8 protein-coding genes and 1 pseudogene are annotated in these 12,912 nt (G+C 55.0%); 6 read left to right on the top strand and 3 right to left on the bottom strand.

All coding sequences use genetic code 11. From position 1 onward, the window contains the following. Nucleotides 1-39: 39 nt before the first annotated feature. Together rcsB and rcsD are read right to left on the bottom strand one after the other, a co-directional pair. Nucleotides 40-690: a response regulator transcription factor RcsB gene (gene rcsB / locus IYV58_RS19100; protein ID WP_004103995.1), complete on the bottom strand. Its 651-nt coding sequence runs from the start codon at nt 688-690 to the stop codon at nt 40-42. A gap of 16 nt (nt 691-706) precedes the next feature. Further along, a complete protein-coding gene (gene rcsD, locus IYV58_RS19095; protein WP_004123044.1) occupies nt 707-3,367 on the bottom strand; it encodes a phosphotransferase RcsD in 2,661 nt (886 codons plus the stop codon). A gap of 770 nt (nt 3,368-4,137) precedes the next feature. Here rcsD and IYV58_RS19090 point away from each other — a divergent pair. The 6 genes and pseudogenes from IYV58_RS19090 (at nt 4,138) to mgtE (ending at nt 11,500) form a co-directional block, all read left to right on the top strand. Further along, a complete protein-coding gene (locus IYV58_RS19090) occupies nt 4,138-5,232 on the top strand; it encodes a porin OmpC (RefSeq protein WP_004123039.1) in 1,095 nt (364 codons plus the stop codon). Nucleotides 5,233-5,334: 102 nt separating this feature from the next. Next, entirely contained in the window at nt 5,335-6,387 is a 1,053-nt protein-coding gene (gene apbE / locus IYV58_RS19085; RefSeq protein ID WP_195729197.1) for an FAD:protein FMN transferase ApbE, read from the top strand. A 72-nt stretch (nt 6,388-6,459) separates the two neighbouring features. Further along, on the top strand, nt 6,460-7,524 hold the full coding sequence (gene ada, locus IYV58_RS19080) for a bifunctional DNA-binding transcriptional regulator/O6-methylguanine-DNA methyltransferase Ada (RefSeq protein WP_004123023.1): 1,065 nt from the start codon (nt 6,460-6,462) through the stop codon (nt 7,522-7,524). Then, nucleotides 7,524-8,175, top strand: a pseudogene (alkB, locus tag IYV58_RS19075) (DNA oxidative demethylase AlkB). The gene ada and the pseudogene alkB overlap by 1 nt, the downstream one beginning before the upstream one ends. A gap of 76 nt (nt 8,176-8,251) precedes the next feature. After that, the gene (locus IYV58_RS19070; RefSeq protein ID WP_142469352.1) at nt 8,252-9,895 is read left to right on the top strand and encodes a multidrug ABC transporter permease/ATP-binding protein; all 1,644 of its coding nucleotides are present in this window, start codon (nt 8,252-8,254) and stop codon (nt 9,893-9,895) included. 168 nt (nt 9,896-10,063) lie between these two features. Beyond that, on the top strand, nt 10,064-11,500 hold the full coding sequence (gene mgtE / locus IYV58_RS19065) for a magnesium transporter (protein ID WP_004123017.1): 1,437 nt from the start codon (nt 10,064-10,066) through the stop codon (nt 11,498-11,500). Here the strand turns inward: mgtE and IYV58_RS19060 are convergent. After that, nucleotides 11,463-12,710 (bottom strand): SulP family inorganic anion transporter, encoded by a 1,248-nt coding sequence (locus tag IYV58_RS19060; protein WP_112165608.1) that lies wholly within the window; start codon nt 12,708-12,710, stop codon nt 11,463-11,465. The two genes, mgtE and IYV58_RS19060, sit on opposite strands and share 38 nt — an antisense overlap. Nucleotides 12,711-12,912: the final 202 nt, after the last annotated feature.

The raw sequence follows: 12,912 nt of genomic DNA, 5'->3' as shown, positions 1-12,912 counted from the left end.
GTTTCCCGGATAGCGCTGCGCTATCCGGGAAGGGAGACGTTAGTCTTTATCCGTGGAGCTCAGGGAAACGGAAGAGAGGTAGTTAAGCAGGGCAATGTCGTTTTCCACACCGAGCTTCATCATTGCCGATTTTTTCTGGCTACTGATGGTTTTGATACTGCGGTTGAGCTTTTTGGCAATCTCTGTGACCAGGAAGCCTTCGGCGAACAGACGCAATACCTCACTCTCTTTAGGCGACAAACGTTTGTCGCCGTAACCGCCGGCGCTGATTTTTTCCAGCAGGCGCGAAACGCTTTCCGGGGTGAATTTTTTGCCCTTTTGCAGCGCGGCCAGCGCTTTAGGCAGATCGGTTGGCGCACCCTGTTTCAGGACGATCCCTTCGATGTCCAGATCCAGCACCGCGCTCAGGATCGCCGGGTTGTTATTCATTGTCAGGACAATGATGGACAGATCCGGGAAATGACGCTTGATGTATTTGATAAGCGTAATGCCATCGCCGTATTTATCACCGGGCATGGATAAATCGGTAATCAGGACGTGTGCGTCCAGCTTTGGCAGATTGTTGATTAATGCGGTGGAGTCTTCAAACTCGCCGACAACGTTCACCCACTCAATTTGTTCAAGTGACTTACGAATACCGAACAGTACGATCGGATGGTCATCGGCAATAATTACGTTCATATTGTTCATGTATTAGGCTACCTTGCTACAGCAAGCTCTTGACGTAGTCGTCAATGTCGCTGATATATTTTTCTATGCCTTGCGCATCTTTTTCTCGAATCAGATGCTCAAGCGTTTCACATAACTGCTTGCCGGGTACCAGATTTAGCATAGCAAACGCCCCTTTGAGGCGGTGAGCGGTCTGCGCCAGCGCGGCGAAATCGCCTGTTGCCCGTTCATTATACAGCCTCTTAACATCATCTGGTACCGTGTCTGCAAACAGCGTGTAATAGCCGCTGGCATGCAGTTCGGCGTTACTTTCGCTACCGGCTGAGGAAGGGGGCTCCTCTTCCTCAGCAAGCTGCTGCTCAATCAGCTGGAGGATAGCTTCCTGCATCGCAGCGCTGATATTAAAGTTTACGCGGAGCTGACCAGGACCAATCTTATGAACCCGGACTTCATCATCGCTTAAAAGCAAGCCCGAAGCAGTAAGATTAGACGGATTATCCGTTAAAAAGAGATCATATTGTTGACTTGTGATTCTGTCATCCGGCGTGATGCAGGTGGCCCCCCAGCTTTCAAGCTGGCGGGTGACGATACGGCGGACTTCATGGGCCGTTACATCAAGCAGTATTACGACCTCATCCAACAGATGTTCCCCTGAATCACTCTCCTCTGCGCTGGCGGCCATTTTTAGATGCAGGGAGTAGCGGGTGCCCAGCGACTCGCGCGCTTTGATATTGAGCTGCCCGCCTAGCTTGCGGGTCAGGCGATCGCAGAGCCAGAAGGTGAGGGCGTTGGCTTTGCCGTAAAGGTCTGCCTGCGTCTCGTTGAGGAACGGGAAGTGCATATTGTCGATTTCATTCGCCGAAACGCCGTTGCCGGTATCCAGAATACGGAAGGTCAGGCGGTCGTCAGCTGATTCATCTTTACTCACTTCCAGGGTGATTTTGCCGATAGGCGTGGTGGTAACCGAATATTGGATGAGCAGTAAAAGTGTGCGGCGCAGGGCGTCGCGATCGCCGTAGCGTTGCTCATTGGCCGGCAGCGAGTTGTTAATCAGCAGCTGAAGACCTTTACGTTTGATGATGGGCAGGACTTCAGGCACCACTTCATCTATCAATTCCTGAATGGAGAACAGACCCTGCGCGCTCTTCCAGCTATCGGTCTCCAGCAGGTTTGCCAGCTGTATTTCATCGACCAGTTGGACCAGTTCATCTGCATGCTGGGCCAGCTTGCGGCTTTCAGCTATGCCGAGCGCCGCGGCTTCTTCCGCCAGCGTTTGCGCTGGCTGCTTCAGCGCCATACCGATATGCTGCATAAAAGCAGTGCGGCCCTGCTGGTTTTTCTCATACAGGCGCTGGGCCTGCTTGAGCTTCTTATTCACCAGCACTTCACGGTCCTGATCGCGAATAATAAAGATTTGCGTACGCGGCGAAACCTGGCTGCGGAACTGACGGATTTCATACAGTTCATTGTTCACCGTCGCCTGAATCACGCCCTGATGCTGATCGGCCATGTTAATGATGTTTTGCAGGTTCAGATGCGGCAGCAGATGATCGGCAATCGGATTGCTAATCACCGTACGGTTAGCGTCCAGATCGTGCACCAGAAGCCCTAGCGGCAGCAGGGAAACAATCTCTTCGTGAATGGCGCGCTGGGCGCGCAGCTCATTATTGGCTGCCGAAGAGACCGCCGTTCCCACGATGCTTTTACGGCCGCTGTAGTGGCGAAAGGTCGTAAATCCGAACAGCGCCAGCGCCAGCAGACCAATATTCAGCAACAGCGGCAGTAAGATACTCTGCAAGGACTCCAGAATCAGCTCGCTAAAGGGCACCATCCAGACCAGACGCATACCGGTGGTATTAATGGTGGTGAGAATTTCAATCTGCGGGCCGTTAAAGTTAATGCTAACGATGTCGGCGGCTTCTTTATCCGGGTTGCTGTTGACGCTTTGCGACGGATCGGGCTCCAGCCGGAAGCTCTCCAGCGACATACTAGGAGGAATGAGATCGTTAATGGGCAGATCGAAGGCGACAACGGTCGCCAGGTGACCGGGCTGGTTGAATGTCGTGCGTAAAGTAAAGTAGTAGCCGTTTTGCCAGGCAAGGTGGCGCAGCGACGAAAAGGTCTCGCGTTCATCTAAGGTGTTGGCCTGAAGCAGCATTTCTGCCCGTCGTGATTCGACGACGCTGCTGATGGTCGACTCTTTGAAGCTGGAAGAGAGGTCTTTTAAGGGCAGCGTTGAAACCAGAATCAGGCTGTTATCAAGCCCGTTCAGGTAATACATCGACCAGGGGATCGTCTCGGCGCCCCACAGGATATCGAGATAGTTGGAGATTTTTTGCGTCATTTCCAGCGTTGAGCCGTCATGCGAGCCAAAAATCAGCGCTTCTGTTTTGCGCCGGGGTTTCTCCAGGTAGTAAACATCCTGTTTTAAACGCGTTTCCTGGAGCCCTGTCTCTGAGACTGAACTGGACGAGGTCGCAGCGATATTGTCATAAATCTGCCAGGTGGCGTAGCGCCAGGTATCGATGCGTTTATGTAAGTCGTAGCTGACATCGACCACCTGGTAGCTTTTGTCTTTAAGCCAGGTGTTAACGGCGCTTTGGATCATGACCCCCATCGTCGCCAGTAGGACGATGACCATGAGAATAAAGAAGCGAGTAATGTTGCCGGGTATCAGGGAAAATTTTTTCGGGGTCATCGTGTGAGAATACGACTCATCATTGTGTGTAAACGGACTGTTGCACCAAGTTAACCGGGGGCAGCGCAGATGCTACGAACAGTATAAGGGTTAACGTCCAAAATCCATACATCTGAATATCCTACAATGACTTTTTGCCTTGAGATTTATGCCAAACCAGCGGGGCGTACAAAGATGTACGTCCCGGTTATTTTTGTACAATTATTTACGGATTCGATAATGTAAATAGCACTAAATAACAAGAAATTATATAAATTACTCCGATTTTAGCCGTAAGTTGTTTGATTAATAACCGTTATTTTTTTCGCGGTTAGCAGGGAATAATTAAAGATGTGTAAAGAAGGGTAAAAAAAACCGGATGCGAGGCATCCGGTTGAAATAGGGGTAAACAGACATTCAGAACTGAATGACGGTAATAAATAAAGTTAATGATGATAGCGGGATTAATTTTAGTCCCAGATGAGAATTTTGTTTTACCATTCAGTGCTATAGGTGTGTAACTGTGTAACTCTTTGACATTGATTGATAATTTTTATTTTTTGATTATTAGTGCTTATTTTTATGGGCTTTTTGTGCAGAAAAAAAGTTCCCTTACATTTACAATTTGAAACATCTTGTGGGTATTTTGAAACATCTTAGAAGTTTTAGTATCATATTCTTGTTGGATTATTCTGCATTTTGCAGCACAATGAAATAGCCGACTGATTAGAAGGGTAATCAGTAAGCAGTGGCAATAATAAAAGGCATATAACAAACAGAGGGTTAATAACATGAAAGTTAAAGTACTGTCCCTCCTGGTACCGGCACTGCTGGTAGCGGGCGCAGCGAATGCGGCTGAAGTCTATAACAAAGATGGCAACAAATTAGACCTGTACGGTAAAATCGACGGTCTGCACTATTTCTCTGACGACAAAGGTCAAGATGGCGACCAGACCTACATGCGTCTGGGCATCAAAGGCGAAACCCAGATCAATGATCAGCTGACCGGTTACGGCCAGTGGGAATACAACGTCCAGGCTAACAACACCGAAAGCTCCAGCGATCAGGCGTGGACTCGTCTGGCGTTTGCAGGTCTGAAATTCGGCGACGCGGGCTCTTTCGACTACGGTCGTAACTACGGCGTTGTTTACGACGTAACTTCCTGGACCGACGTTCTGCCGGAATTCGGCGGCGACACCTACGGTTCTGACAACTTCCTGCAGTCTCGCGCTAACGGCGTGGCAACCTACCGTAACTCTGACTTCTTCGGTCTGGTTGACGGCCTGAACTTTGCTCTGCAGTATCAGGGTAAAAACGGCAGCGTAAGCGGTGAAGGTTCGACCAACAACGGTCGTGACTGGAACAAACAGAACGGCGACGGTTACGGCACTGCTGTGACCTATGATATCTACGACGGTATCAGCGCTGGTTTCGCGTACTCTCACTCTAAACGTACCAGCCAGCAGAACACTGTTCCTGCTCTGGGCCGCGGCGACAACGCTGAAACCTACACCGGTGGTCTGAAATATGACGCCAACAACATCTACCTGGCGACTCAGTACACCCAGACCTACAACGCAACTCGCGCTGGCAACCAGGGCTTTGCTAACAAAGCTCAGAACTTCGAAGTGGTTGCACAGTACCAGTTCGACTTCGGTCTGCGTCCGTCCGTGGCTTACCTGCAGTCCAAAGGTAAGGATCTGGAAGGTTACGGCGATCAGGATCTGCTGAAATATGTTGATGTAGGCGCGACCTACTACTTCAACAAAAACATGTCCACCTACGTTGACTACAAAATCAACCTGCTGGACGACAACCGCTTCACCCGTGCTGCCAATGTGTCTACCGACGACATCGTTGCTCTGGGCCTGGTTTACCAGTTCTAAGTACGCAGAAGTTTGAAAAAAGGCGCCGATGGCGCCTTTTTTTATGCCCGGTTTAACCTTACTGGTGTACTCTTTGCGCCTTAGCCAGAGGAAGCCAATTTTATGGATATCACTTTTTTCCGCGCCGCCCTGTTCGGCGCCTGCGTATTACTTTCAGGCTGTGATTCAGCCACCTCTCCCCAGACGCCAAAATCCGCCGCCACCGTGCTGGATGGCAAAACCATGGGCACATTCTGGCGGGTCAGCGTCATCAACCTTGATGAGGCGAAGGCCGAGGCGCTGCGCCAGAAAGTGCAGGCTCAGCTCGATGCCGACGACCGTCTACTTTCTACCTGGAAGAACGATTCAGCGTTGATGCGCTTTAACCATTCACCGGGAACGTCGCCGTGGCCGGTCAGCGAGGCGATGGCAGATATCGTGACGATGTCGCTGCGCATTGGCGCGAAAACCCATGGCGCCATGGATATCACCGTCGGGCCGCTGGTCAATTTATGGGGCTTTGGTCCGGATAAACAGCCGGTAAAAACGCCGGATGCGCAGCAGATTGCTGCGGCGAAAGCGCGCAGCGGATTACAGCATCTGACGGTGATCAACCAGGCCGGCCAACAGTATCTGCAAAAAGACATTCCGGATCTGTTCGTCGATCTCTCTACCGTGGGTGAAGGCTACGCCGCCGATCATCTGGCGCGCCTGATGGAGCAGGAGGGGATCTCGCGCTATCTGGTCTCGGTGGGCGGCGCGCTGGTGAGCCGGGGTATGAATGCGGAAGGGCAGCCCTGGCGGGTGGCGATCCAGAAGCCAACCGATCGCGAAAACGCGGTGCAGGCGATCGTTGATATCAACGGCCACGGCATCAGCACCTCCGGCAGCTACCGCAACTACTATGAGCTGGACGGTAAGCGCATCTCGCACGTTATCGATCCGCAAACCGGGCGGCCTATCGATCATAAACTGGTTTCGGTGACCGTTATCGCCCCGACGGCGCTGGAGGCCGACGGCTGGGATACCGGGCTGATGGTGCTGGGGCCGGAAAAAGCGCAGGACGTGGTTCGCGAACAGGGGCTGGCGATATATATGATTGTCAAAGAGGGTGACGGGTTTAAAACCTGGATGTCGCCGCAGTTCCGCGCGTTCCTCGTCGGCGAGAAAAATTAAAGCGCAAGATTTCGGGTTTTTGTTAACGGACTTCGGGCCACACTGCAGATACACTTACAGCAGGAGTCCGTGATGAAACCGATAATGATTGATACCGATGAGCGCCGCTGGCAGGCGGTATGCGAACGTGATGCCCGCGCCGATGGTCAGTTTGTTTTTGCCGTGCTGACCACCGGCGTTTGCTGCCGTCCGTCCTGTCGTTCGCGTCGCGCGCTGCGGGAAAATGTTCGCTTTTACCCTGACGTTGCAACCGCGCAGGCGGAAGGCTTTCGCCCCTGCAAACGCTGCCAGCCGGAAAAAACCGACCCGCAGCAGCAGAAGGTAGAGAAAGTGGCCGCCGCGTGCCGTCTGCTGGAGCAGGAAATGCCGGTGACGCTGGAGGCGCTGGCGCGTCAGGCCGCGCTCAGCCCCTTTCATTTTCACCGCCTCTTTAAATCCGTCACCGGAATGACCCCTAAAGCCTGGCAACAGGCCTGGCGCGCTCGCCGTTTACGCGAAGCGCTGGGGCAGGGGGAGAAAATTACCGATGCGGCGCTGTCGGCCGGCTTCCCGGACAATAGCAGCTACTATCAGCAGGCAGATGCCGCGCTGGGGATGACCGCCCGCCAGTTTCGCCGCGGCGGCGAGGATCTCGATATTACCTGGGTATGCGGCGATGGTCCGCTGGGACGCTGTCTGGTGGCTGAGAGTAAGCGGGGCGTGTGCGCCGTGCTGCCGGGAGAGAGCGATGCTTTGCTCTACGCTGAATTAGCCAGCCTGTTTCCCAATGCGCGGCTGCATCCGGGCGATGATGCTTTTCGTCAGCGGGTGGCGCAGGTATTTTCCCATCTTGATGACCACCGGCAGCCGTTTTCCCTGCCGTTGGATTTGCGCGGCACGGCTTTTCAGCTTCAGGTCTGGCAGGCGCTGCGTCAGATCCCGGCGGGAGAGACCCGCAGCTATCGCCAAGTCGCGCAAAGTATCGGCCGCCCCCGCGCGGTGAGAGCGGTGGCAAGCGCCTGCGCCGCTAATAAGCTGGCGCTGGTTATTCCCTGCCATCGGGTCGTTCGCCAAGATGGGGCGCTATCCGGCTATCGTTGGGGAACGGCGCGCAAGGCGCTGTTGCTGGCGCGAGAAGCGTCATCCGAGGAGAAATAATGTTCGATCTTTTTGCCGATACGCCGCCCTGGCAAGGAGCCGCTGGCTCCGGGGGCGATAATTTTGCGCCGCTACGCCCGAGAGCGCGCCCCGGCGCTGTTGCAGGCAATCGCCGGGATTGCCGATCGTTCGCCTTTTCGCCAGATGGTCACCCCCGGCGGTTATACGATGTCGGTGGCGATGACCAACTGCGGCGAGCTGGGCTGGACGACGAACCAGTATGGCTATCTTTATGCTGCGGACGATCCGCTGACCGGCAAGCGCTGGCCGCAGATGCCGCCGCCTTTCCGCGAGCTGGCCGCAGAGGCCGCGGCGGCGGCTGGCTATGCGCGCTTTACCCCGGATGCTTGTCTTATCAACCGCTACCAGCCCGGCGCGAAGCTGTCGCTGCATCAGGATAAAGACGAGCATAACCTGCGAGCGCCGATTGTCTCCGTCTCGCTGGGGCTGCCGGCAATATTTCAGTTCGGCGGGCTGCGGCGTAACGATCCGCTACAGCGTGTGCTGCTGGAGCACGGCGATGTGGTGGTCTGGGGCGGCGAATCGCGGCTGTTTTACCACGGTATTCAGCCGCTCAAAGAGGGCATCCACCCGGAGACCGGCGCCTGTCGTTACAATCTCACTTTCCGCCTGGCGGGTAATAAAGAATAAAAATAAGAATTATTCTTGCTGTCATCGTCGAGCAGTTTAAACTGCTGGCTGTTTTTGCTTGCCCGGATTATGCGTTATGGAACTTCTTCTTCTTGTCTGGCGTCAATATCGCTGGCCGTTTATCTCCGTCATTGCCTTGAGCCTGCTGAGCGCGGCGCTGGGTATTGGGCTTATCGCCTTCATTAACCTGCGCCTGATAACCCTTGTCGATACCTCCCTGACGGTCCTGCCGGAGTTCCTCGGGCTGCTACTGCTATTGATGGCGGTCACCCTCGGCTCGCAGCTGGCGCTGACCACGCTTGGCCACCATTTCGTCTACCGCCTGCGCGGCGAATTTATTAAGCGCATTCTGGATACGCAAATCGAGAAGATCGAGAAAATCGGCAGCGCGTCTCTGCTGGCCGGGTTAACCAGCGATATCCGTAATATCACCATTGCCTTCGTGCGCCTGCCGGAGCTGGTGCAGGGGATTATTCTCACCTTCGGTTCCGCCGCCTATCTGGCCTGGCTGTCGGGAAAAATGATGCTGGTTACCGCCCTGTGGCTGGCGTTGACCATCTGGGGCGGATTTATGCTGGTATCGCGGGTTTATAAGCATATGGCGTCGCTGCGCGAAAGCGAAGATAAGCTATATCACGACTACCAGACGGTGCTCGAAGGTCGCAAAGAACTCACTCTCAACCGCGAGCGCGCCGAATATGTGTTTAATCAGCTCTATCTGCCGGATGCGCGAGAATACCGGCACCATATTGTTCGCGCCGATACCTTCCATCTGAGCGCGGTTAACTGGTCGAATATTATGATGCTGGGCGCGATTGGCCTGGTCTTCTGGATGGCCAACAGCCTGGGCTGGGCCGATACGGCGGTGGCGGCGACCTACTCGTTGACCCTATTATTCCTGCGCACGCCGCTGCTCTCGGCGGTAGGCGCGCTGCCCACTCTGCTCAGCGCGCAGGTGGCATTCAACAAGCTGAATAAGTTTTCGCTCGCGCCGTACCGCGCTGAATTTCCGCAGCCGCAGGCGCATCCCCACTGGCAGACGCTCGAGCTGCGCGACATCACCTTCCATTATGCTGACAACAGCTTTGCGGTTGGGCCGATTAATATGACCCTCAAGCGCGGCGAACTGGTCTTTCTGATTGGCGGCAACGGTAGCGGGAAATCGACGTTGGCTATGTTGTTGACCGGTTTGTATCAGCCCCTTTCCGGGCAGATCCTGGTCGACGGGCAGCCGATGGCGGCGGATAAGCCGGAAGATTATCGCAAGCTGTTCTCGGCGGTGTTTACCGACGTCTGGCTGTTTGACAGACTGCTGGGGCCGGAAGGAAAGGCGGCTGACCCGGCGCTGGTGGAGAAGTGGCTGGGTTATCTGCAGATGAACCATAAGCTACGGCTCGACGATGGCAAAATCCTCGACCTGAAGCTGTCAAAAGGGCAGAAAAAGCGCGTGGCGCTGCTGCTGGCGTTAGCGGAAGACAGAGATATCATTATGCTTGATGAATGGGCGGCGGATCAGGACCCCCATTTCCGCCGTGAATTCTACCAGGTGCTGCTGCCGCTGATGAAGGAGATGGGTAAAACCCTCTTTGCTATTAGCCATGACGATCACTACTTTCAGCACGCCGACAGGCTGCTGGAAATGCGCGGCGGCCAGTTGTCTGAGCTGACCGGAAATGAGCGCGAGCTGGCGACGCGCGACGCGGTCGCCCGTACCGCCTGATCGCTTTATTCCGTCCCGGAGGCGCCAGCCGACCTCCGGGCTTCCCGCAGGCTGCTGTTTTTTCCGTCGACTGAATTCATAGCGGTTATTATTTCCGCCTCCTCGCGCTATGCTTAAGGCTTCCGGCCTGCTGGTCTGACAGATATTTTTACAAGGATTGCCTGACCGATGTCCGTTTTGCATAAAAAAAGCGCCAGATTGCGTGACGAAGAGCGCGCCCGCCTCATTTGGCTGCTGAGCACCGATAAAGCCGTCACATCTTCGCTGCTGGGTAAATTAACCCTCGCTGAACGTTACGATGACAGTACGCTTGCCGACGATCTGGCGGAAGTGGAGATGCTGGTTTCCCACCTGCCGCCCCCGGACCTTGCCGATGCGCTTGAGGCTCTGCCTTATGATGCGCGCAACGCGCTCTGGCGGCTGGTCGCTGACGATAAGCGCGGTGAAGTGCTGCTGGAGGCATCGGAAAGCGTCTGGGGCGACCTCATTGAGGAAATGAGCGATCACGACCTGCTGTTCGCGCTGCAAAATCTCGATATTGATGAACAGGTCTACCTGCTGCAGCACCTGCCGCGCGATCTGACCGGACGTTTGCTGGCAACGCTGCCCGCGGATAAGCGCGCGCGTATTCGCCAGATGATGCGCTACGCCGACAATACCGTCGGCGCGATCATGGAGTTTGAGGTCATTACCGTTCGTCCGGAAGCCACCCTTGCGGCGGTACAGCGCTATCTGCGGCGATTAGGGAAAATGCCGGAGAACACCGACAAACTGTTTGTGACCACCCGCAATAAGCTGCTGCTCGGCGAACTCGAGCTGCAAACCATTCTGCTTAACGATGCGCAGAAGCGGGTAGGGGAAGTGATGGAAGGCGATCCCGTCACCTTCCAGCCGCACGAGGATGCGGAAAAAGTGGCGCGTACTTTTGAACGTGATGACTTACTCAGCGCCGCGGTGATTGATGCCGACGGCAAGCTGATGGGGCGTTTAACTATCGATGAGATCGTTGATGTGGTCTATGAAGAGACGGACAACGATTTACGCCGGATGGGCGGCCTGAGCAACGACGACGACGTTTTTGCCCCGGTCAGTAAGGCGGTGAAGACCCGCTGGGCCTGGCTGGCGGTGAATCTATGCACCGCATTTATCGCCTCCCGCGTTATCGACGGTTTCGAACACACCATCTCCCAGCTGGTGGCGCTGGCCTCACTGATGCCGATTGTCGCCGGGATCGGCGGCAACACCGGCAATCAGACGATCACCATGATCGTACGGGCAATGGCGTTACAGCATATTCAGCCGGGAAGCTTTTCGTTTCTGATCCTGCGTGAGATGGGTGTTGCGCTGATCAATGGGATCGTCTGGGGCGGGATCATGGGGGCCATTACCTGGTGGCTGTATGACGATCCGCAGCTTGGCGCCGTGATGACTCTGGCGATGATGCTCAACCTGCTAATGGCGGCGATGATGGGCGTGATTATCCCGATGGTGATGGTTAAGCTAGGTCGCGATCCGGCGGTCGGCTCCAGCGTGATGATTACCGCGATTACCGACACCGGCGGATTCTTTATTTTTCTTGGGCTGGCGACGATTTTTCTGATGTAGACCGCGCTTGATTACGCAGGCGACGGGGGATCAGCACCATCGAAACCAGGCCTGCCAGGACGCCAATTGCCAGATTGCTGGTGCCGACGGTCGCGCCGACGGTTACCAGCATCACCAGCGTTTCCGGCCACGGGTTGCGCGCCAGCTCCGCCGGACGAACGCTGTGCCAGCTAAAGGTTTTTACCGCCACAATCACCATCACGCCGGCGAGAACGGCCATCGGGATTTTCGCCATCACTTCGCTGAGCGCGGTCACCAGCAGGAGGAGCACCAGGCCTGCGACAATGGTCGAGACGCGGCTGCGCGCTTTACCCATTTCAACGTTAACGATGGTCTGGCCGATCATTGCGCATCCGGCGATGCCGCCATAAAACCCGGCGAGGATATTGGCGATGCCCAGACCGGCGCTCTCGCGCGCCTTACTGGAAGGGGTATGGGTCAAATCATCGACCAGCTTCGCCGTCAGAAGTGACTCCATCAGGCCGACAAAAGCGATGCTCAGCGCGCAGGGCCAGATAATGCTCAGCGTGGTTAAGTCCAGAGGCACCATCAGGCTGGTTAATCCCGGCAGTCCGCCGTTCATGGAGCCTTCGTCGCCGACGGTCGGCAGCAGCTGGCCGCTGAAAACGGTAAACAGGGTCAACAGAACGATAGCAATCAGCGGAGAAGGGACTGCCTTAATAAAGCGCGGCGCCCACAGCACAATCAGCAGCGTTAACACGAACAGGCCGATAATCAGCGGCTGCTTGCTCCAGAAATGCGGTACCTGAGCAAAAAAGATGAGAATACCCAGCGCGTTAACAAAACCGGTCATCACCGGCTGCGGGATAAAGCGCATCAGCCGCGCCATGCCGCAAATGCCAAACAAAATTTGAATAACGCCTGCCATCACGACCGCTGGCAGAATGTAGCCGACGCCGTATTGATGCACCATTGGACCAATAACCAGCGCCACCGATCCGGCGGCCGCGGTGACCATGGCTGGCCGTCCGCCCAGGAGCGACATCGCCATACACAGCACCACGGAGGCAATCAGGCTAACTTTCGGGTCAACGCCAGCGATAACCGAGAAGGAGATGACCTCAGGGATGAGCGCCAGTGCGGTGAGCACGCCAGCCAACGTTTCACGCGTCAGCAGCGCGGGCGAACGCAGTATCTGGCCTAATGCGCCAGCGTCAGCGGAGGTAGCGGGATCAGAAACTGGAGGCATAAAAAAAGTTCGCAGATTTTAAAAATTTGGCGGCAGGATCGATCGCTGCTTACGTGCGGTCGGTCACAAAACCGAGGATAATAGCGCGTAAGCGTCGCTGACACCAGTACAAAATGTGATTTGCGATACACATTTATTAAACATTTTTATAACAGATCTCAAAACTCAACTTAAAATTTAAACAATATTTAAATTTTTTTTC

Source organism: Klebsiella sp. BDA134-6, from assembly GCF_015601345.1.
GTDB lineage: Bacteria > Pseudomonadota > Gammaproteobacteria > Enterobacterales > Enterobacteriaceae > Klebsiella > Klebsiella grimontii.
This window is presented reverse-complemented; position numbering and strand designations above follow the sequence as displayed.

Excerpts from the sequence above, each read along its gene's own strand:
- rcsB (WP_004103995.1), bottom strand. The coding sequence starts at position 690 with ATGAACAATATGAACGTAATTATTGCCGATGACCATCCGATCGTACTG.
- rcsD (WP_004123044.1), bottom strand. The coding sequence starts at position 3,367 with ATGACCCCGAAAAAATTTTCCCTGATACCCGGCAACATTACTCGCTTC.
- IYV58_RS19090 (WP_004123039.1), top strand. The coding sequence starts at position 4,138 with ATGAAAGTTAAAGTACTGTCCCTCCTGGTACCGGCACTGCTGGTAGCG.
- apbE (WP_195729197.1), top strand. The coding sequence starts at position 5,335 with ATGGATATCACTTTTTTCCGCGCCGCCCTGTTCGGCGCCTGCGTATTA.
- ada (WP_004123023.1), top strand. The coding sequence starts at position 6,460 with ATGAAACCGATAATGATTGATACCGATGAGCGCCGCTGGCAGGCGGTA.
- IYV58_RS19070 (WP_142469352.1), top strand. The coding sequence starts at position 8,252 with ATGGAACTTCTTCTTCTTGTCTGGCGTCAATATCGCTGGCCGTTTATC.
- mgtE (WP_004123017.1), top strand. The coding sequence starts at position 10,064 with ATGTCCGTTTTGCATAAAAAAAGCGCCAGATTGCGTGACGAAGAGCGC.
- IYV58_RS19060 (WP_112165608.1), bottom strand. The coding sequence starts at position 12,710 with ATGCCTCCAGTTTCTGATCCCGCTACCTCCGCTGACGCTGGCGCATTA.